The organism is Kribbella sp. NPDC104740 (assembly GCF_055583505.1).
Genome location: NZ_JBVJNV010000004.1, coordinates 703830 through 724339 on the forward strand (window position 1 = coordinate 703830; position 20510 = coordinate 724339).

General features: G+C 70.8%; 18 protein-coding genes. 9 read left to right on the plus strand and 9 right to left on the minus strand.

The window, feature by feature from the left end; genetic code table 11:
• Window positions 1-24: 24 nt before the first annotated feature.
• From ACZ6Z4_RS24535 to ACZ6Z4_RS24545, 3 genes are read right to left on the minus strand one after another with little or no spacing between them, the layout of a single operon-like run.
• Complete coding sequence (locus ACZ6Z4_RS24535; protein WP_465568856.1) at window positions 25-549, minus strand: GNAT family N-acetyltransferase; 525 nt, start codon at window positions 547-549, stop codon at window positions 25-27.
• Between the two features lie 30 nt (window positions 550-579).
• Window positions 580-1476, minus strand: coding sequence for an RNA polymerase sigma-70 factor (locus tag ACZ6Z4_RS24540; RefSeq protein ID WP_465568857.1), 897 nt, complete (start codon window positions 1474-1476; stop codon window positions 580-582).
• Complete coding sequence (locus ACZ6Z4_RS24545; RefSeq protein WP_465568859.1) at window positions 1473-2024, minus strand: carboxymuconolactone decarboxylase family protein; 552 nt, start codon at window positions 2022-2024, stop codon at window positions 1473-1475. The genes ACZ6Z4_RS24540 and ACZ6Z4_RS24545 overlap by 4 nt, the downstream gene beginning before the upstream one ends.
• Window positions 2025-2124: 100 nt before the next feature.
• Between ACZ6Z4_RS24545 and argC the strand changes: the two genes are divergently transcribed.
• From argC to ACZ6Z4_RS24585, 8 genes are read left to right on the plus strand one after another with little or no spacing between them, the layout of a single operon-like run.
• On the plus strand, window positions 2125-3156 hold the full coding sequence (gene argC / locus ACZ6Z4_RS24550; RefSeq protein WP_465568860.1) for an N-acetyl-gamma-glutamyl-phosphate reductase: 1032 nt from the start codon (window positions 2125-2127) through the stop codon (window positions 3154-3156).
• On the plus strand, window positions 3153-4355 hold the full coding sequence (argJ, locus tag ACZ6Z4_RS24555; protein WP_363665184.1) for a bifunctional glutamate N-acetyltransferase/amino-acid acetyltransferase ArgJ: 1203 nt from the start codon (window positions 3153-3155) through the stop codon (window positions 4353-4355). Before argC ends, argJ begins: the two co-directional genes overlap by 4 nt.
• Entirely contained in the window at window positions 4352-5230 is an 879-nt protein-coding gene (gene argB / locus ACZ6Z4_RS24560; RefSeq protein ID WP_465568862.1) for an acetylglutamate kinase, read from the plus strand. The genes argJ and argB overlap by 4 nt, the downstream gene beginning before the upstream one ends.
• Entirely contained in the window at window positions 5227-6444 is a 1218-nt protein-coding gene (locus ACZ6Z4_RS24565) for an acetylornithine transaminase (protein WP_465568864.1), read from the plus strand. The genes argB and ACZ6Z4_RS24565 overlap by 4 nt, the downstream gene beginning before the upstream one ends.
• A complete protein-coding gene (gene argF / locus ACZ6Z4_RS24570) occupies window positions 6445-7377 on the plus strand; it encodes an ornithine carbamoyltransferase (protein ID WP_465568866.1) in 933 nt (310 codons plus the stop codon).
• Window positions 7374-7940 (plus strand): arginine repressor, encoded by a 567-nt coding sequence (locus tag ACZ6Z4_RS24575; protein ID WP_465568869.1) that lies wholly within the window; start codon window positions 7374-7376, stop codon window positions 7938-7940. Before argF ends, ACZ6Z4_RS24575 begins: the two co-directional genes overlap by 4 nt.
• 31 nt (window positions 7941-7971) lie before the next feature.
• Entirely contained in the window at window positions 7972-9387 is a 1416-nt protein-coding gene (gene argH / locus ACZ6Z4_RS24580; RefSeq protein WP_465568871.1) for an argininosuccinate lyase, read from the plus strand.
• A gap of 32 nt (window positions 9388-9419) precedes the next feature.
• Window positions 9420-10100 carry a DNA-3-methyladenine glycosylase gene (locus ACZ6Z4_RS24585; RefSeq protein ID WP_465568875.1) on the plus strand — a complete coding sequence of 227 codons (681 nt, stop codon included), beginning with the start codon at window positions 9420-9422 and terminating at the stop codon, window positions 10098-10100.
• Window positions 10101-10136: 36 nt separating this feature from the next.
• Here ACZ6Z4_RS24585 and ACZ6Z4_RS24590 read toward each other — a convergent pair whose 3' ends face one another.
• The 4 genes from ACZ6Z4_RS24590 to ACZ6Z4_RS24605 all read right to left on the minus strand — a co-directional run bounded on the left by ACZ6Z4_RS24590 (window position 10137) and on the right by ACZ6Z4_RS24605 (window position 17578).
• Window positions 10137-10958, minus strand: coding sequence for a peptidylprolyl isomerase (locus tag ACZ6Z4_RS24590; RefSeq protein WP_465568878.1), 822 nt, complete (start codon window positions 10956-10958; stop codon window positions 10137-10139).
• A 28-nt stretch (window positions 10959-10986) separates the two neighbouring features.
• Window positions 10987-14358, minus strand: a complete 3372-nt coding sequence (locus ACZ6Z4_RS24595) for a GH92 family glycosyl hydrolase (protein WP_465568880.1) — start codon at window positions 14356-14358, stop codon at window positions 10987-10989.
• A 253-nt stretch (window positions 14359-14611) separates the two neighbouring features.
• Window positions 14612-16324, minus strand: coding sequence for an amidohydrolase (locus ACZ6Z4_RS24600; protein WP_465568882.1), 1713 nt, complete (start codon window positions 16322-16324; stop codon window positions 14612-14614).
• Window positions 16325-16432: 108 nt separating this feature from the next.
• Window positions 16433-17578: an Mrp/NBP35 family ATP-binding protein gene (locus ACZ6Z4_RS24605; RefSeq protein ID WP_363665174.1), complete on the minus strand. Its 1146-nt coding sequence runs from the start codon at window positions 17576-17578 to the stop codon at window positions 16433-16435.
• 144 nt (window positions 17579-17722) lie between these two features.
• Here ACZ6Z4_RS24605 and ACZ6Z4_RS24610 point away from each other — a divergent pair, with 144 nt between their 5' ends.
• The gene (locus ACZ6Z4_RS24610) at window positions 17723-18331 is read left to right on the plus strand and encodes a hypothetical protein (protein WP_465568884.1); all 609 of its coding nucleotides are present in this window, start codon (window positions 17723-17725) and stop codon (window positions 18329-18331) included.
• On the opposite strand, the gene ACZ6Z4_RS24615 is transcribed toward ACZ6Z4_RS24610, so the two are convergent.
• On the minus strand, window positions 18328-18930 hold the full coding sequence (locus tag ACZ6Z4_RS24615; RefSeq protein WP_465568886.1) for a DUF1003 domain-containing protein: 603 nt from the start codon (window positions 18928-18930) through the stop codon (window positions 18328-18330). The two genes, ACZ6Z4_RS24610 and ACZ6Z4_RS24615, sit on opposite strands and share 4 nt — an antisense overlap.
• Complete coding sequence (locus ACZ6Z4_RS24620) at window positions 18920-20182, minus strand: magnesium transporter MgtE N-terminal domain-containing protein (protein WP_363665171.1); 1263 nt, start codon at window positions 20180-20182, stop codon at window positions 18920-18922. Before ACZ6Z4_RS24620 ends, ACZ6Z4_RS24615 begins: the two co-directional genes overlap by 11 nt.
• Window positions 20183-20510: the final 328 nt, after the last annotated feature.

The following is a 20510-nucleotide window of genomic DNA, read 5'->3' on the forward strand; positions in this document are numbered from 1 at the left end:
GCGGAGCGGCGGTCCTCGACAGAATCAGCGGGTCAGGTCTGTGATCAGCATGATCTCGTCGCGGTAGTCGGTCTCGGTGACGCGGACGGCGCGGGGGTGGGTGCCGACGATGCGGTAGCCGAGTTTGGTGTAGAAGGCGTCGAGGGTGCTGCCGTCGCGGATGGTGAGCATCAGCTGCTCCAGGCCGAGTTGTTCGGCCGAGCCTCGCAAGCCCGTCATCAGGAGGCGGCCCGCGCCGGCGGCCTGGTACTTGGGGTGGACCATCACGCGGAGCACCGTGCGCCAGTGCGAGCTCAGGCTGCCGGAGTTCGCGACGAGGAGGCCCATGCCGACGTACCGCTCCCCGTTGTGCAGTACGCCGAGCAGGTCGCGTCCGGCTGCGACCCGTTCCAGCGCGAGGTCGAGCGTCTCGGCGACCTGGTGGACCGGCGCGGGGGCGGTGAAGCCGACGCTGCCGCCGGCGTCGGTCGCGGCGATCCAGGTGTCGAGCAGATCCGCCCGCAGGCCGGGCTCCGAGACCGCGTCGGCCTCGATCACGACGTACTCCACCACAAACCTCCAGATGCGACTGATTTGCACCTAGGGTAATTGGTCGCGGCTGGGGACGCCGGTGAGCTTGTCGGGGTTGCGGACGACGTAGATGTGGCTGATCAGGCCGTGCTCGTCGAGCTGCAGGAAACCCGCGGTGTCGACCTCGTCACCGGCGTAGGCCAGGTACGCGATCTCGCCGTTCAGCTGGGTGGTGCCGAACGTCATCCCGGCGTTCTCCGGCGCCGAGACCACCGCGACCAGCCAGCGCGCGACCTTGTCGGCGCCGTACATCGGCCGGAGTGCGGCCTTGCGCTTGCCGCCGCCGTCGCTGACCAGCTCGACGTCCGGCGCGAGCATCGCCACCACGTCGTCGAGGTCCCCGGAGCCGGCCGCCGCCATGAAGCGGTTGGTCAGCTCCTGGTGCCGCGCCTTGTCGACCCGGTGCCGCGGCTGCCGGGCGTGCACGTGTTCGCGCGCCCGGTGCGCGAGCTGCCGTACGGCGGCCTCCGAGCGCCCGAGTGTGTCCGCGATCTCCGCGAACGGCAGGTCGAACACCTCCCGCAGTACGAACGCCGCCCGCTCCAGCGGCGACAGCGTCTCCAGTACGACGAGCATCGCCATCGACACCGAGTCGGCCACCTCGGCGATCGCCGCCGGGTCCTGTTCGTCCGGCGTCGCGACGATCGGCTCCGGCAGCCACGGCCCGACGTACTGCTCACGCCGCGACTTCTGCTGACGCAGCCGGTTCAGCGCGAGCCGGGTGGTGATCCGGATCAGGTACGGCCGCACCTCGCGCACCTCTGACCGGTCCGCGGCGGACCACCGCAACCAGGTCTCCTGGACGACGTCCTCCGCGTCGGTCACACTCCCGACCACCCGGTACGCCGCCCCGACCAGCACCGCCCGGTGCTCGGCGAACTCCGCCGCCAGCTCCGAGTCGCTCACGCCGGCCTCAGCTCGCACGTCTCCTTGAAGCCCTGGCTGGTCAGCCCGAGCGCGGCGTTGATCCGGGACCGGTAGTTCTCCAGCGCGACCTGCGCCGTCAGCTCGACCAGGTCGGCCTCGGACAGGTCCTCCAGCAGCCGCGCCACCTGCTCGTCGGTCACCGCCGGCGGTGTCGCCGTCGCCGCTACCGCGTACTCCATCACCGCACGCTCCAGGTCGCTGTAGACGTCGCTGTCGCGCCACCTTGGCACATCGCGCAGTTTCGCTCGATCGACTTTCTGGTGGTGGTACTCGAAGTACCCGAAGTCCATGCACCAGCTGCACCCGATCTCGGCCGAGACGACCATCGTGGCCAGCGCCTTCAGCGTCGGGTCGAGCCCCTTCCACCGCGCTGCCGACCCCTCCATCACCAGCATGGTCGTGAGGACACCCCGGTGGTGCAGCGCCACCTTGCCCGGGTCGAGGACCGCTCCGTACTTACGCTTGCTGTACCACTCCATCACCCGCACCAGCCCGGTCCGCCGGTGCTCCAACCCGATCCGTGCCATCGTGATCCTCCTCCGCTCACCTGCCTGACACGCGCGACGGCGGCGAGTGTGACATGGAAACGGGTTGGATATTCATTCGTTGTCTGACATACTCATTCACATGACGCTGAGGGTCGCGGTCGCAGGGGCCAGTGGGTACGCCGGGGGAGAGCTGCTCCGGCTGCTCTCGACGCACCCGGAGGTGGAGATCGGAGCGCTGACCGCGGGCGGTAACGCCGGGTCGACGCTCGGGCAGCACCACCCGCACCTGACGCCGCTGGCCGGCCGGGTGCTCGAGGAGACCTCCGCGGCGACGCTGAGCGGGCACGACGTCGTGTTCCTGGCGCTCCCGCACGGACAGTCCGCCGAAATCGCCGAGCAGCTCGGCGACGACGTCACCGTGATCGACTGCGGCGCGGACTTCCGGCTGGTCGACGCCGAGGCCTGGATCGAGTTCTACGGGGGCAAGCACGCCGGCCACTGGCCGTACGGGCTGCCCGAGCTCCCCGGCCAGCGGGACAAGCTGCGCGGCGCCAACCGGGTCGCCGTCCCGGGCTGCTACCCCACCGTGTCCACCCTTGCCCTGCTCCCCGCCGTTCAGGCCGGACTGGTCGACAGCGCCCAACTGGTGGTGGTCGCTGTCAGCGGTACGTCGGGAGCGGGCAAGGGTCCCAAGCCGAACCTGCACGGCGCCGAGGTGATGGGCTCGGTCTCGGCGTACGGCGTCGGCGGCGTGCACCGGCACACCCCGGAGATCGAGCAGAACCTGGCGCCGCACACCGACGGCCCGGTCAGCGTCTCGTTCACCCCGGTGCTGGCGCCGATGCCGCGCGGCATCCTGGCCACCGCCAGCGCGCCGGTCACCGACGGTACGACGTACGAGCAACTCCGCGCCGTCTACGAGCAGGCGTACGCCGACGAGCCGTTCGTGCACCTGCTGCCCGAGGGCCAGTGGCCGCAGACCCAGTCCACGCTGGGTGCGAACACCGTGCTCCTGCAGGTCGCGCTCGACCAGCGCACCGGCCGCGTCGTCGTCGTGGCCGCTCTCGACAACCTCACCAAAGGCACCGCCGGTGCCGCCGTGCAGTGCATGAACCTGGCCGCCGGTCTCGACGAGACCCTGGCCCTTCCCCTGGTAGGAGTAGCCCCGTGACCGCAACCGTCACCCCGCCCGCCTCGGTCGATCGGAGCGCCGGAGTCACCGCGCCGGCCGGCTTCCGCGCGGCCGGGGTGATCGCCGGGATCAAGCCCGCGGGCAAGCCGGACCTGACCGTCGTGCTGAACGACGGCCCGGAGTACGCCGCGGCCGGCGTCTTCACCACGAACAAGGTGAAGGCCGCGCCGGTGCTCTGGTCGCAGCAGGTGCTGACCGCCGGGAAGCTGAAGGCCGCCGTACTGAACTCCGGTGGGGCGAACGCGTGCACCGGGCCGGAGGGTTTCCAGGACACCCACAAGACCGCCGAGGAGCTGGCGTCGATCCTCGGCGTCGGCGCGGGCGAGATCGGGGTCTGCTCGACCGGGCTGATCGGTGAGCGGCTCCCGATGGACAAGCTGCTGCCGGGCCTGTCGGCCGCGGTCAGCGCGCTCGGCGACACCGCCGAGCACAGCCTGGCCGCCGCGACCGCGGTGATGACCACGGACAACGTGCCGAAGCAGGCGTTCCTCACCCACGAGGGCGGCTGGAGCATCGGCGGGTTCGCCAAGGGCGCCGGAATGTGCGCGCCGAACATGGCCACGATGCTGAGCGTGATCACGACCGACGCCGTCCTGGACCAGCCGCACCTGGACCACGCGCTGCGCAACGCGGTCGGCAAGACCTTCAACCGGCTCGACGTCGACGGGGGAACGTCGACCAACGACACCGTGCTGCTGCTCAGCTCGGGCGCGTCCGGGGTGACGGTGACGCCGGAGGAGTTCGAGGCCGCGCTGACCGCGCTGGCCGGCGACCTGGTCAAGCAGCTCCAGGCCGACGCCGAGGGCGTCACCAAGCACGTCAGCATCACCGTGAAGAACGCGGCCACCGAGGCCGAGGCGGTCGCCGCCGCCAAGGTCGTTGCCGAGGACAACCTCTGCAAGACCGCCTTCTTCGCCGCCGACCCGAACTGGGGCCGGATCGCGATGGCGGTCGGCAACGCGCCGACCGCGTTCGACCCGCAGCTGCTCGACATCACGCTGAACGGCGCCGCGATCTGCGTTGCCGGCGGCAAGGGCGTCGACCGCTCCGAGGCGGACCTGTCCGGGCTGGAGATCGACGTGGTGATCGACCTGCACGCGGGCGACGCGTCGGCGACCGTGCTCACCACCGACCTGTCGCACGCGTACGTCGAAGAGAACTCGGCCTACAGCTCGTGAGCAGCTCCGAGGAGGCCATCGAGAAGGCCGCGGTCCTGACCGAGGCGCTGCCGTGGCTGAAGGAGTTCCACGGCAAGACCGTCGTCGTCAAGTACGGCGGCAACGCGATGGTCGACGAGAAGCTCAAGCGGGCCTTCGCCGAGGACATCGTCTTCCTCCGGTACGCCGGGGTCCGGGTCGTCGTCGTGCACGGCGGCGGCCCGCAGATCAGCGAGATGCTCGGCCGGCTCGGCATCGACAGCGAGTTCCGCGGCGGGCTGCGGGTCACCACGCCGGAGGCGATGGACGTCGTCGGCATGGTCCTGGTCGGCAAGGTCGGCCGCGAGCTGGTCGGCCTGCTGAACGCGCACGGGCCGTTCGCGGTCGGGATGTCCGGTGAGGACGCCGGGCTGTTCACCGCCGAGCGGCGCGGCCTGGTGATCGACGGCGAGGCGGTCGACATCGGCCTGGTCGGCGACGTCGTCGACGTCCGGCCCGAGGCGGTCATCGACCTGATCGACGCCGGCCGGATCCCGGTCGTGTCGACGATCGCGCCGGACGAGGACGGCCAGGCGCACAACGTGAACGCCGACACCGCCGCGTCCGCGCTGGCGGTCGCGCTCGGCGCCGAGAAGCTCGTCGTACTGACCGATGTCGCGGGGCTCTACCGCAACTGGCCGGACAGCGACGAGATCATCACCCAGATCGACACCGCCGAGCTGGCCGAGCTGCTCCCCTCGCTCGCCTCGGGCATGGTCCCGAAGATGGAGGCGTGCCTGCGCGCCGTCCAGTCCGGGGTCTCCCGGGCGACCGTCATCGACGGCCGCGTGCCGCACTCGTTGCTGCTCGAGATCTTCACCGACGCCGGAAGTGGAACCCAGGTGATCCCGTCATGACTGAACTCATGCCTGCTGAGATCGGCGACCTGACCGCCACCGGCGCGGCGCTGACCGAGCGCTACACGCACTCGCTGATGAACACCTTCGGGCCGCCGAAGCGGGTGCTGGTCCGCGGCGAGGGCGCCTACCTGTGGGATGCCGACGGCAAGAAGTACCTCGACCTGCTGGGCGGCCTCGCGGTGAACTCGCTCGGCCACGCGCACCCGTTCGTCGTCTCCGCGGTGACGAGTCAGCTGACCACGCTCGGCCACGTGTCGAACTTCTTCGCCTCCGCGCCGCAGATCGCGCTCGCCGAGAAGCTGCTCTCGCTGATCGACGCCCCCGACGGCAAGGTGTTCTTCACCAACTCCGGCACCGAGGCCAACGAGGCGGCGTTCAAGATCACCCGCAAGACCGGGCGGACCAAGATCGTCTCCACCGTCGGCGCCTTCCACGGCCGCACGCTGGGCGCGCTCGCGATCACCTGGAAGCCGGCGTACCGGGAGGTGTTCGCGCCGCTGCCCGGTGACGTCACCTTCGTCCCGTACGGCGACGCGGCCGCGCTCGAGGCGGCCGTCGACGACGAGACCGCCGCGGTCGTGCTGGAGCCGATCCAGGGCGAGAACGGCGTCGTCGTACCGCCCGACGGGTATCTCCAGGCGGCGCGGCGGATCACGTCCGAGCACGGCGCGCTGCTGTGGATCGACGAGATCCAGACCGGCGTCGGGCGGACCGGGGACTGGTTCGCCTTCCAGCGCGAGGGGATCGTGCCGGACCTGGTCACGGTCGCGAAGGGGCTGGGCGCGGGGATCCCGATCGGGGCGTGCCTCGGGTTCGGGGCGGCGTCGTCGCTGCTGGAGCCGGGGAATCACGGGACGACGTTCGGCGGGAACCCGGTCGCGTCGATCGCCGGGCTGGCGGTGCTGACGGTGATCGAGCGGGACGACCTGCTCGCGAATGTGAGTGCTGTCGGCAACTACCTCACCGAATCTCTCACAGCTCTCGATCACCCACTGATCGCCGGCGTCCGCGGCCGCGGTCTGCTGCTGGCAGTTCAGCTCACCCAGCCCGTCTCCGACCAGATCGCCGCTCTGGCGCTCGACGCGGGATTTGTCATCAACAACCCGATTCCGGACGCGTTGCGCCTGGCGCCGCCGTACATTCTGACCAGGGCGGACGTGGACAGCTTCGTGGCCGCCCTCCCGGCGCTCCTCGACAAGGTGGAGGTTTAGATGACCCGGCACTTCCTGCGGGACGACGACCTGAGTCCGGTCGAGCAGGACGAGGTGCTGACGCTGGCCGAGCAGCTGGCCAAGGACCGGTTCGCGCACCAGCCGCTGGCCGGGCCGCAGACGGTTGCGGTGCTGTTCGACAAGACCTCGACCCGGACCCGGATCTCGTTCGCGGTCGGGATCGCCGACCTCGGCGGCGTACCGCTGATCATCGACGCGCAGACCTCGCAGCTCGGGCGCGGTGAGCCGATCGCCGACACCGCGCGGGTGCTCGACCGGCAGGTCGCCGCGATCGTGTGGCGGACCGCCGGGCAGACCCGGATCGAGGAGATGGCCGGCGCCTCCCGGGTGCCGGTGGTGAACGCGCTGACCGACGAGTTCCACCCGTGCCAGATCCTCGCCGACCTGATGACGGTCCGGCAGCACAAGGGCCGGACGGCCGGGCTGAAGCTGACCTACCTCGGCGACGGCGCGAACAACATGGCGCACTCGTACCTGCTCGGCGGCGCGACCGCCGGGATGCACGTCGCGATCGGCTCGCCGGCGGCGTACCAGCCGGACCCGGCGATCCTCGCGAAGGCGGTCGAGATCGCCTCGGAGACCGGCGGTTCGGTGAGCTGGACCGACGACGCGTCCGAGGCTGTCGCCGGTGCGGACGTCGTCGCGACCGACACCTGGGTGTCGATGGGTCAGGAGGCCGAGGCCGAGCTGCGCGAGGCGCCGTTCGTCCCGTACTCCGTGACCGAGGAGCTGGTCGCGAAGGCGAATCCCGGCGCGATCGTGCTGCACTGCCTACCGGCGTACCGGGGCAAGGAGATCGACGCGGTCTTCCTGGACGGGCCGGACTCGGTGGTGTGGGACGAGGCGGAGAACCGGTTGCACGCGCAGAAGGCTTTGCTGTCCTGGCTGCTGGCCCGAAACTTCTCCTCATGACCACGAACGACACGGACCACCCGGTGACCGCCGGCGCCGAACCGCGCACGCTGATCGCACCGACCACGAAGACCGCACGTCAGCAACGGATCGTGGAGCTGCTGGGCCGCCAGCCGGTGCGGTCGCAGACCGAGCTGGCCGAGCTGCTCGGCGAGGCCGGCCTCGGGGTCGGTCAGGCGACGCTGTCGCGCGACCTGGTCGAGATCGGCGCGGTCAAGGTGCGGGACGCGGTCGGGCAGCTCGTGTACGCCGTACCGGGTGAAGGTGGCGATCGGAGCCCGCGAGCTGGTGAGGCGGCTGCGTTCGAGGCGCGGCTGGCGCGGGTCGCGTCCGAGCTGTTGGTCTCCGCGGAGGGCAGTGCGAATCTGGTCATCTTGCGGACGCCGCCGGGGGCCGCGCAGTACTTCGCGTCGGCGATCGACCATGTGGGGCTGGACGATGTGCTCGGGACGATCGCGGGGGACGACACGGTGATGGTGGTGTCGCGGAACCCGGTGGGTGGTGAGGCGCTGGCGGCGCGATTCTTGAGCCTGGCCGCGCGCACGGAGAAGGACCCGAGCTAGTTGCTGCTCGCAACTTTGAGAGGATTGCTGGATGAGTACGGGAGAGAGTGCGGCGTTGTGGGGCGGCCGGTTCGCCGGCGGGCCGGCGGACGCGCTGGCGGCGCTGAGCAAGTCGACCGACTTCGACTGGCGGCTGGCGCCGTACGACATCGCCGGGTCGAAGGCGCACGCGAAGGTGCTGCACCGCGCCGGGCTGCTGACCGACGACGACCTCGAGGGCATGCTGCGCGGGCTCGACGAGCTGCTGGCCGACGTACTGTCCGGTGCGTTCCTGCCGGCTGAGGCCGACGAGGACGTGCACACCGCGCTGGAGCGCGGGCTGCTCGACCGGCTCGGCGCCGAGCTCGGTGGGCGGCTGCGCGCCGGTCGCTCGCGGAACGACCAGGTCGCGACGCTCTTCCGCAGCTACCTGCGCGAGCACGGCCGGATCATCGCGCGGCTCGTGCTCGACCAGGTCGGCACGCTCGCCGACCAGGCCGAGAAGCACCTGGGCGTCTCGATGCCGGGCCGCACGCACCTGCAGCACGCGCAGCCGGTGCTGCTCTCGCACCACCTGCTCGCGCACGCCTGGCCGCTGATCCGCGACCTGGAGCGGCTGGCCGAGTGGGACGCGCGCGTCGCGGCCGACTCGCCGTACGGGGCTGGTGCGCTGGCCGGCTCCTCGCTCGGGCTCGACCCGCTGTTCGTGGCGACCGAGCTGGGCTTCACCAACTCCTCGCCGAACTCGATCGACGGGACCTCGGCGCGCGACTTCGTCGCCGAGTTCGCGTTCGTCACCGCGCAGATCGGCGTCGACCTGTCCCGGCAGGCCGAGGAGATCATCCTCTGGGCGACCAAGGAGTTCGGCTTCGTCCGGCTCGACGACGCGTTCTCCACCGGCTCGTCGATCATGCCGCAGAAGAAGAACCCCGACATCGCCGAGCTGGCCCGCGGCAAGTCGGGCCGGCTGATCGGGAACCTGACCGGCCTGCTGGCGACGCTGAAGGCGCAGCCGCTGGCGTACAACCGCGACCTGCAGGAGGACAAGGAGCCGGTCTTCGACTCCGTCGACACCCTCGAGGTGCTGCTGCCGGCGTTCACGGGGATGATCCGGACGCTGGTGTTCGACACCGCCCGGCTGGAGGAGCTGGCGCCGCAGGGGTTCTCGCTGGCGACGGACATCGCCGAGTGGCTGGTCCGTCAGAAGGTGCCGTTCCGGATTGCGCACGAGCTGGCCGGCGCGTGTGTCCAGGAGTGCGAGAAGCGCGGGATCGAGCTGTGGGATCTGACCGACGCCGAGCTGGCGGCGATCTCGCCGCATCTCACGCCGGAGGTGCGCTCGGTGCTGACGGTCGAGGGCTCGGTCGCGTCGCGCAACGCCCGCGGCGGGACCGCGGGGGAGCGCGTCGCCGAGCAGCTCGCCGAGCTGCGTTCGCGCGCTGCCGAGTTCACCGAGCGCCTCGGCTGACCAGGCTTTTGATCGGCCAGTAGGGTCCTGGCATGCCCGTTCGCCGTACTCTGCTGGCCGGTCCCGTCCTCGAGGTCGCGCCCAAACTCCTCGGCATGGTCGTACGCCGGACCACCGAGGAGGGCACGGTCGCCGTCCGGATCACCGAGGTCGAGGCGTACGACGGCGCCAACGACGCCGGCTCGCACGCCTTCCGCGGCGAGACCCCGCGGAACGCGGTGATGTTCGGCCCGGCCGGGTTCTTGTACGTGTACTTCACGTACGGCATGCACTACTGCATGAACGTCGTCCTCGGCCCCGACGGCCAGCCTTCAGCCGCGCTGATCCGCGCCGGCGAGGTCATCGAAGGCATCGAGCTGGCCCGCAGCCGCCGCGGCGCTCCTGAGCCCTCGGCGAAGTTCAACCAGGCGACCCCCGGCCGCTCCCCGGGCCGCCCGACCCGCCGTACGCCGAACCCGGACCGGGACCTCGCCCGAGGCCCGGCCCGCCTCTGCGTCGCCCTCGGCATCACCGACCGCACCCCCAACGGCACCGACCTGCTCGCCAAGTCGTCCGCCGTCCAACTCCTCCCCGGCCCCGGCTTCGAGGGCGTCCCGTCCACCGGTCCCCGAGTAGGCCTGCGAGAAGCCGCCGACAACCCCTGGCGCTTCTGGATCCCGGACGACCCGACGGTTTCGCCGTACAGGCCGCACGTCCCCAAGCGCAGGGCATGAAACAGCCCCACAGCCATCAGCTGTGGGGCTGTTTGCTCAGAAGCCCAGCCGCTGTGCGATCAGGATGTCCGTCTTGCGGACCGGTGCTCCGTCGAGGTTGTCCGGGTTGTCGGGGGTGACGACCGTGCCGGCGGCGGCTACGCGGTCGAGGACCTTCAGGCCCAGCGGGTCGATGGTGCCGAAGATCGTGTAGTCGGGGCGGAGGCGGGAGTCGCCGAAGGTGAGGAAGAACTGGCTGCCGTTGGTGTTCGGGCCGGCGTTCGCCATCGCCAGGGTGCCGCGGGCGTAGAGGCGGGCGGGGCTGGTCGGCGGGTCGTTCGGGTACATCGGGAGGCCGACCGGCAGTTCGTCCTTGTAGCTGTAGCCGGGGCCGCGCTCACCGGAGCCGGTCGGGTCGCCGCACTGCAGGACCTTCAGGGTCGGGTAGAGCGTGAGCCGGTGGCAGGTGGTGAAGTTGTAGAACCGGCTCTTGGCCAGGTGGAGGAAGCTCTGCACAGTGCACGGCGCCTTGGCGCGGTCCAGGGTGAGCAGCATCGGGCCCTGGTTCGTCGCCACGAGCACCTTCACCACGCCCTTGGACGGCGTCGGTGTCGGGTCCGGCGGCAGCGACACCGGGCGCGGTGACGGGTCGTCGGGCGTCGCGGTGTACTGGCACGGACCCGTCGTGGTCCCGCTGGGCGCGGCAGTCTGGGCCGGCGCGACCTCGGCCGGCGCCGAGCCGGGCTGGACGCCCAGCTGCAGCGGGGCCTCGGCAGGCGCCGGGGCGGGGGCCGGTACGGCGGCCAGCGCCGTACCGGTGGTGGCGAGCAGGCCTGCGACGCTCAGCGCGGCGCAGGCGATGACGCTGGTGGCTCTCATCGTGGTTCTCCTCCAGGGCGTTTCGGGATCAACCGGTGGCCAGCGTGAAGATCCGCAGGTCGCGATTCTCCGGCAGCGTCACGCTAACCGGAATCCGGTCCGCGGCAACCGGAACCGGCGTGGTGGCGAAGATGTGGGTGGCCACGTTGTCGCGTCCACCGCCCGACTCGTTGCGGTACGGCGTGGAGGCGACCACCAGGTTTCCGAAGTGCACGGTGTCGCCACCACCGCCCAGCGTCCAGTCGCTGAACGACAGGTCGATCGCGCTGGTCGAGCCGTCGGCGTACCGCAGCGTCGCGGTCGCCTGCTGGTTCCCGTTCACCGCGCTGCCGACGAACGACAGCTTCGTGGTGCCGGCCGGCAGCGCCAGGTCGAGCTGCTGCCCGTCAGCGGGTACGTTGTCCGGCTCACCCACCGGTACGCCGGGCCAGGTGAGCGTCAGCCCCTCCTTCGTCACCGTGCCACCAGGGGTGAGCCCGGCCGCGGCCAGCGCCTGCCGCGAGTAGCTGACGCCGCCGCCGTCGTAGTCCGCCTCGGTGTGGTCACCGGCGTCGTCGGAGGCCGCCACGCCCTCGCGGAGTACGGAGAACGAGTTGGGCAGCCCCACCACGACGGTGAAGCCCAGTCGCGGCAGCACCGTCCCGTCGGCCGCCTTGAGCGCGACGGTCACCGGGTAGCGGCCGTCCGGCGTACCGGGGGCTGCGGTGATGCGCACAGGTGCACCGCCGGACTGGTCGACCGTGAAGCTGCCACTCGCTGGGGACGCGGTCAGGCCCGCGGGGGTTGTCACGGCGTACGAGACGCTGGTCGCCGTTCCGCTGAGTCGGTGCGCCTTGATCGTCACCGGCTCGGACGTCGTGCCGGGTGCGACGACAAGCCGGCCGATGTCGGTCGAGGTCTGGAACGGGATCTCACCGGTCCGCCACGACGGCGGTGCGTCCTTCGCGGCCGCGCCCCAGGCGGTGTTCGGTGTCGCGGCGACCTTGAAGTCGAGCGTGCCGCCGCGCTGGACGAAACTTTCTGTGAGCCAGGGCTTCGAGGACGACCGGCCGTCGACGCGCAGGCTGTGCACGTACTTCGCCGCCGTCGAGGCGCCGGGCGCGTTGATCCGGATCGTGCGGCCCTTGTCGCGGTGGATCACAGCGCGCGGGAACAGCGGTGCCGCGACCTGCAGCTCGGCGCGGCTCGGCACCTCGGGGTACAGGCCGAGCGCGGTCCACACGTACCAAGACGACATCGCGCCCAGGTCGTCGTTGCCGGGGATCCCGCCGGTGCTGGTGTTCCACAGCTGAGTCATTGCCTGACGCAACGTTTCCTGCGCCTTCCACGGCTGCCCGCTGTAGTTGTAGATCCAGGGCGTGTTGATCGACGGCTCGTTGTCCATCTCGGCGTGCAGGTCACCGGACCTGGTCAGCGCCCAGTTGCCGTCGGCATCCTTGAAGAACGCGTCGAGCCGCTGGTTCACCGCGTCCTTGCCACCCATCGCGTCGAACAGCCCGGCGCGGTTGTGCGGGATCATCCAGGTGTACTGCGCGCTGCTGCCCTCGGCGAAGCCGTCCTGCGTCGCCGGGGTGAAGGCCGGCCAGGCGCCGTTCTCGTCGCGGTTCTGGATGTAGCCACCGTTCTCGGGGTTGAACACGTTCTGCCAGTACTGCGAGCGCTTCACGAACTTGTCTGCGGTCTTCCGGTCGCCGACCGCGGCAGCCAGTTCGGCGAGCGCGAAGTCGGCGGTGGTGTCCTCGAGCGTCTCGACCGCGCCGCCCCAGGCGTTCGACTTGGTCGGGATGTAGCCGAGGGCCAGGTACTTGTCGAGCGACGGCCGCTGCCCGATCGACATCACCGGCTTGCCGGCCGAGCTGAGGTCCTTCGCGGTCGGAACCGTCGCCGCCTTGACCAGCGACTTCAGCGCGGCCCGTACGTCGAAGTTGGTGCCGCCGAACGCGTGGATCCCGGCCAGCGCGGGCGCTGACGGGTCACCGGTCATCACCGCCGTACTGCCGGAGGCGTGCGTCCAGCGATCCCAGATGCCGTCGTTCTGCTGCGCCTGGTTCAGCAGCGACTGGGCGACGTCACCTGCTCGCTGCGGCTCCAGCAGGGTGAGCAGCTGGACCTGCGAGCGGTAGACGTCCCAGCCGGAGAAGGTGGCGTACTGGTTGTGCTGGCCGCGGCTCAGCTGGTGCGGCTTCTGGTCGAAGCCCCAGTACTGGCCGTTGACGTCGTTGAAGACGTTCGGGTGCAGCAGCGCGTGGTAGAGCGCGGTGTAGAAGGTGGTCCGGTCGGCGGTGGCGCCACCGGTGACCTCGATCCGGTTCAGCTGGTCGCGCCAGGCCTGCTTGGCCATGGCCGCGGTCTTGGCGAGCGACTGGCCGCGTGGGTTCTCCTTGGCCAGGTTGGCTGCTGCGTTCGCCTTGCTGACGTAGGAGATCCCGATGCGCATGTTCACGGTGCTGCTGTCGAAGCCGAGGTAGGCGCCGGAGCCCTTGCCTGCCGGCATCCAGCCGTCCGTCCCGTACGTCGTACCGCCGGTGGCCGAGGTGCTGCCCGGGCTGACCGTCGTGTCCTTCCAGGTGCCGTGGTTGGCGAACGGCTGGTCGAACTGGGCGACGAAGTGCAGCGTGTAGTAGCTGCGCTGGCCGACGGAGGCCAGGTAGCCGCAGAAGTTGCCGCTGGTCACCGAGCCGGTGACAGTGCGCTTCACCGGGTCGATGGTGACCTGGGCGTCGCTGGAGCCGACCTCGGAGTTCGCCGTACGGAACAGGAGGGACTTGGCCTTGTCAGCGGGGAAGGTGAAGGTGGCTGCGCCGGTACGGGTGGTGGCGGCCAGCTCGGCGGTGGCACCGGAGTCGAGGCCGACCTTGTAGTAGCCGGGCTTGGCGATCTCGTTGGCGTGGGAGAACGTGCTGGCGTACACCTCGTCCTTGGCGTCGGTCTGCGGGGAGGTGGTGACCGCGCCGGTGTACGGGAAGATGGGGATGTCGCCGGAGCCGCCGGCGCACCCTGTGCCGGACATGTGGGTCAGGCTGAAGCCGCGGATGCGCGTGGCGTCGTACAGGTAGCCGCCGGGCGCTGCGGTGCGGAACTGGTTGCCGCGGCTCGTCTCCGGGCTGAAGGAGAACATCCCGAACGGCATGACCGCGCCGGGGAACACGTCACCGAGGTTGGACGTGCCGATGAGCGGGTCGACGTGCTCGGTGGGATCCGGTGAGCTGCTGGTAATTCTGCTCTGTCCGACAGCCTCCTGCGCTCTGAGCCCCGGCGGTGCCGTGCTCGGTGGTTCAGTGGTCGGGCGGCCGTCGTACTGCGGAGACGGACTCGGTACTGCCGAGGCCAGCGCGGTGGAGACCAGTGCGGTGATCAGTGAGCCGGCCAGAACGGCGGCAGTACGACGCGACTTCTTCACGGGCGGTCCTTCGACGTCGGGACAGCACCCCACCCCACGCGGCCGCACCCCGCCCGGCGCACGTCGTCCAGGGCGGCGGACGGCGTACGACCGAGCGGGGCAGGGCTACGGTCAGGACGGCGCTGTCACGGGCGGTGTGACATCGTTGTCAGCAAGAAATACCGGACTGTCACACGCCGCGTCAAGAGTTTCGGCACGTTCCGCAACCGGGCAACCGCGTTCCGCAACTCACGACGGCTCACCGGCCGCCCGCTCAGGTGACCGGAGCCAGGTTCGGGCCGGTCGTCCCCAACTGCTCGGCCGCGACCACCTCGGGGACCGGCCAGCGGATGCTCGGCGGCGGCCAGTGCAGACCGGTGGCCGCCAGGAAGTCGGCCGGCGGCTCGTAGACCGGCGGCTGCTGGTTGTCCGGGATCAGGCTCGCCCACTGGATGCCCGCCGTACGGTCCGCGAACTCCTGCTGCAGCCCGGCCAGCCGCTCCGGCTGCTGAATCAGGTCGACGGCCGTCGCAGCGAGGTAGCGCGCCGCCGACAGCATGCCCTGGTGGCCGATCGAGCTGCCGGCGGTCGACGTCACCGTCCAGTTGTGGTTCGGCAGCCCGGTCGGGAACGTCGTGACCAGTGCTGTCACCACCGGCGTCCGCCAGCTCACGTCAGCGGTGTCGGTGGAGATCCCGCCGCCGAATGCAGGCGCCGGGGGAGTCAGCGGGACCAGCCCGGTCGGCAGCCCCGCCTCCGGCTTCCCGACCGATCGCTGCAGTGCCTTGGCCAGCTCCTGGTCGGCGGCGCTGAACACCGGGGCGCCCAGCTGCTGCATGTTCTCGTTGAGGAGCTCGGCGCCGGCCTTGTTGCCGAGCGTGTTCCAGGTCGCGGAGTGGAACTTGTGCGCCAGCTTCGTCTGGCTGGCCTGTGCGGCGGCCTTCGCACACTCGACGATCTTGTCGTACAGCACCTGCACCCGCGCCGGGCTGCCCTCGCGGACGAAGTACCAGATCGAGCACATGTCCGGGGTGACGTTCGGCGCCCCGCCGCCGTTGATCACCGCGTAGTGGAACCGGCCGGACGCGGCCACGTTCTTCTCCCGCAGGTACTCCGTCATCGTCGCCATCAGCAGCGCCGCGTCCAGCCCGCTCTTGTTGCCCAGCGGGTTCGCGCCGTGCCCGGCGGCGCCCAGGAAGGTGAAGGTGGCCGAGCTGAGTGCGCTGGTGGTGTTCCAGAACGCCAGCGAGTTGTTGAACGGGTGCCAGTCCAGGAAAGCGTCCAGCCCGTCGTACACGCCGGCCTTGACCAGGTACGGCTTGCCGACCAGCTGCTCCTCGCCGGTCGTCCCGAACACCTTCACGGTCGCCTTCAGCCCACCGGCCCGGATCGCCTGGCTGACAGCGATCGCCGCGGCCGTCGAGCCCGCGCCGAGCAGGTTGTGCGCGTCGCCGTGACCAGCGCCGTACGTCGGCCCGTAGGCGTCGTAGTTGTAGACCAGCGGGTCGTGGCTACTGGCACCCCGCTGTTGCGACAGGCCCGGCAGGGCGTCGTACTCGGCGTTGAAGCCCAGCACCGGTCCACCCGACCCGTACGTCGCGACGAAGGCGGCGGGCAGCCCGCCGACGCCCCACTGGATGGTGAACCCGTACTTGCGCAGCAGCGCCGCGGTCGCGAGCGACGACTTCCACTCGCGCAGGGACAGCTCGGCGTACTGCCAGATGTCGTCGGCCAGGCGGATCACCTCGGCCTTGTTCGCGTCGAGCCAGGCCAGCGCGGTGGTCTTGGCGCTGCTGCTCAGGGCGAGACCGGTCGGCGCCCGGTACGCCGTGGGGTCGACGCCCTTGCTCTCGTCGTACCCGAGCGAAGCGCCCAGCACCGGATCGGCTTTCGCCATCGCCAACGGCCCGGCCGCGGCGGTCAGACCGAACGCCTGCAGAAGACGCCGGCGGCCGACGTCGTAGTTGTTCGCCACGTGAATCCTCACTTGTAGTGGATCGGACGATCACTACAAGTGCTGGACGGCACGCGATGGTTCCGCCCCGGCGGACGTTGGCCAACTCCGCCGGGGGAGGTTTCAAGCGGTTCCCGGGGGTCAGCGACCGACTGGTGACAGACCCAGCTGGCGGCCGAGCAGGCCGCGGGGCTTGCCACCCAGGCGCTGGGCGATGTCGGCGATGACCTTGGAGGCCGGGGTGTCCGGGTCGGCGACGGCGAGCGGCTTGCCGAGGTCGCCGCCGCTGCGGAGGCGCTCGTCGAGGGGGATCTCGCCGAGCAGGGGGATCGGGTAGCCGAGGCGGGCCGAGAGGGTCTCGGAGACGCGCAGGCCGCCGCCGGTGCCGAAGATCTCGATCCGGTGCTCGGGGCCGCAGTGCGGGCAGGGCAGGAACGACATGTTCTCGATCACGCCCGCGACCCGCTGGTGCACCATCTGGGCCATCGTGCCGGCCCGCTCGGCCACCTCGGCGGCGGCCTCCTGCGGGGTGGTCACGACGATCACCTCGGCGCTGGTCAGCCGCTGGCCGACCGAGATCGCGATGTCACCGGTGCCCGGCGGGAGGTCGAGCAGCAGGACGTCGAGGTCGCCCCAGTAGACGTCGGCGAGCATCTGCACCAGCGCCCGGTCCAGGATCGGGCCGCGCCAGGCGACCACCTGGTCGCGCTTGGGCTTCAGCATCCCGATCGAGATCACCTTCACGCCGTGCGCGGGCACCGGCATGATCATGTCGTCGACGGCGGTCGGCCGCTCGTCGGCGACCCCGAACATGGCCGGCACCGAGTGCCCGTAGATGTCGGCGTCCAGGACACCGACCGACAGCCCCTTCGCGGCCATCGCGACCGCCAGGTTCACCGTCACCGACGACTTGCCGACGCCACCCTTGCCGGACGCGATCGCGAACACCTTGGTCAGCGAGTCGGCCCGCGAGAACGGGATCTCCTTCTCCGCGACCCCGCCGCGCAGCTGCGTCTGCAACGCCGCCCGCTGCTCGGTCGACATCACCCCGAGCTCGACCTCGACCCCGGTGACGCCGTCGAGCGCACTCACCGCGGCGATCGTGTCCCGCCGCAACGTGTCCTTCATCGGGCACCCGGCGACGGTCAGCAGGATCTTCACCGCGACCACACCGTCGGTCTTCACCACCACGGACTCGACCATGCCGAGCTCGGTGATCGGTTTCTTGATCTCGGGGTCGATCACAGACCCGAGCGCCGCGGTCACCTGGTCAGCAGAGGGAGCCATGCACACAGGCTACGTGGTGCTCCACAACCCTCCCACCACGGTCCGTGTGACGTAGCTCCGGCAAGGCAACCCTAAGTAAGGCTTGAACTATGATCCGTCCACCGAGCGATAGCCGGCGCCCCCGGACCGACCGACAGGACCCTCGTGACGACCGATCTCCCCGTACCTTTCCAGCCCTGCTGGCTGCACTGGATCGCCGTCCCGACCGAGGACCAGGCGGGTGTGCTGGCAGCGCTCGACCTGACCGCCGCCGCCCCGATCGACTTCGCGACAGCCGCGGATCTGGTCGACGAGCACGCGCACCTCGACGGGGACGCCGTGTACGAGCACGTCGTGGTGACGCCGGCGCTGGACGGGTGGGTCCTGGTGTTCGGGCGCTGGTGCGCGCCGGACGACGAGGAGCGGGCCGTTGACGTGCTGCGGGTGTGCGAGGAACTCAGTACGACGTACGGGCGGGCGCAGGCGTACTTCTTCGGCCTGCAGGCCGACGGGTCGGCGTGGTTGCTGGCGGAGGACGGCGTCGTGCGGCGGCGGTTCGTGGCCAGGGGAGAGCCGGGGGACGACCTGCTGACGATCGGGGAGCCGGTGGAGCTCGAGGTCAGCAGGCTGGCGGACGAGGACCCCGACGAGTGGAAGTCGATCCGGTTCGACCTCGCGCCGGAGATCGCCGCGGCGTACTCGGTGGATCCGCTGCGGCTGGGCCCGTCGACCGAGTTCACCGGGCAGTGCCTGGTCGCGCGGACGCCGTACTAGACCCGGTCGTCCTCACGGTCCTTGTCGAGGTCGGCCAGCAGGGAGCGGAGCTCGGAGCGGAGGAAGTCTCGGGTGGCCACCTCGCCGACGGACATGCGGAGCGAAGCCATCTCGCGGGCCAGGAACTCCATGTCGGCGCGGGTTCGGGCGTCGACGTCGCGGTCGCGTTCGTACTGGACGCGGTCGCGGGCCTCCTGGCGGTTCTGGGCGAGCAGGATCAGCGGGGCGGCGTACGACGCCTGGAGGCTGAGCGCGAGGGTGAGGAAGATGAACGGGTACTGGTCGAAGCGCAGGCTCTCCGGCGCGAAGATGTTCCAGCCGACCCAGAACAGGATCGTCGCGGTCATGTAGACCAGGAACTGGCCGGTGCCGAGGAAGCGGGCGATGCGTTCCGACAGCCGGCCGAACGCGTCGGCGTCGTACGCGCGGCGGCGGACCAGCGTGCGGCGCAGCTCGCGGGGGACGTCGAGGCGGTCGGCGGCCGGGCGGGTCAGCCGGCGCTCCTCCGAGCGCGCGGGCCGGCGGTCGTCCGAGCGGCCGGAGCGGCCGTCCTGGCGGGACCGGCCGGTACGGCGGTCGTCGCGGTCGTCACGGGGCATCCCGGTCCACCTCCTGCTGTGCGGAGCCGCGCCAGTCGTCGGGCAGCAGATGGTCGAGTACGTCGTCGACGGTGACCGCGCCGAGCAGCCGGCCCTCGTCGTCGAGCACGGGAGCGGCGACCAGGTTGTACGTCGCCAGGTACTTGCTGACGGCCTGCAGCCCGTCGTCCGGCCGCAGCCCGTCCAGGTCAGTGTCCAGCACGCCGGACACCAGCGCCGACGGCGGCTCGCGCAGCAGGCGCTGGATGTGGCCGATGCCGATGAAGCGCCCGGTCGGCGTCTCCAGCGGCGGGCGGCACACGTAGATCATCGCCGCCAGCGCCGGGCTCAGCTCCGCGTTGCGCACATGCGCGAGCGCGTCGGCGACGGTCGCGTCCGCGGGCAGGATCACCGGCTCCGACGTCATCAGCCCGCCCGCCGTCCGCTCCTCGTACGTCAGCAGGCGGCGTACGTCCTCGGCCTCGTCCGGCTCCATCAGCGTCAGCAGCCGCTCGGCCGTCTCGGTCGGCAGCTCGGCGATCAGGTCGGCGGCGTCGTCGGGCGACATCTCCTCGAGCACGTCCGCGGCCCGCTCGGTGTCGAGCCCGGCCAGGATCTCCACCTGGTCGTCCTCGGGCAGCTCTTCCAGTACGTCGGCCAGCCGCTCGTCGTTCAGTGCCGACGCGATCTCCTTGCGCCGCTTGGGCGACAGCTCGTGCAGTACGCCGGCCAGGTCGGCGGGTTTCATCGTGTCCATCGCCGCCAGCATGTGGGTCGCGCCCTGCGCTTCCTCGGTCTGCGCGAACCCGCTGACGTCGGACCAGTCGAGCACGTGCGACTGCCCGCGCCGCCGGAACCGCTTGGCGCCCTCGGTGACGGCGACCTTGGACAGCACCCAGTCGCGCGTCCGCCACTGCTCCATCGCCAGGTCGAACACGACCGCGGAGGCGCCGGTCTCGCGGATCGTCACGGTCCGGTCGAGCAGCTCGCCGAGCACCAGCACCTCGGTCGCCCGCTGCTCGAACCGGCGCATGTTCAGCAGCCCGGTGGTGATCACGTGACCGACGTCGACCGAGGTCACCCGCGTCATCGGCAGGAAGATCCGCCGCCGGGTGAACACCTCGACGACCAGCCCGAGCACCCGCGGCGGCTGGGTGTCCTGCCGCAGCATCACCACGACGTCACGCACCTTGCCGACCTGGTCCCCGTTCGGGTCGTACACGGGCAACCCGGCCAACCGGGCCACGTACACACGCGCCGGAGATCCGCTCATGCCCCGAGGCTAACCGCCCAACCCGTCCAGCCCTCTCACCAGCTGTCGGCAGGGTGCTGTGTCGAGTCCGCTCACTCGGTGGGGAAGAGTCGGCCCGCTGGTGCTGAGGAGCCCACCCGCCCGATGGTGAAGAGTCCGCCCCCGCTGGTGCTGAGGAGCTCACCCGCCCGGTGGGGAAGAGTCCGCCCCCCGCTGGTGCTGAGGAGCTCACCCGCCCGGTGGGGAAGAGTCCGCCTGCGGGCTTGTGAAGTGCCTGCCCGCCGGTGGGGAAGAGGACTGAGCGGCGCCCTGCCCGTCCCATCGCCGCCGAGCGCAGCGAAGGCGGGGG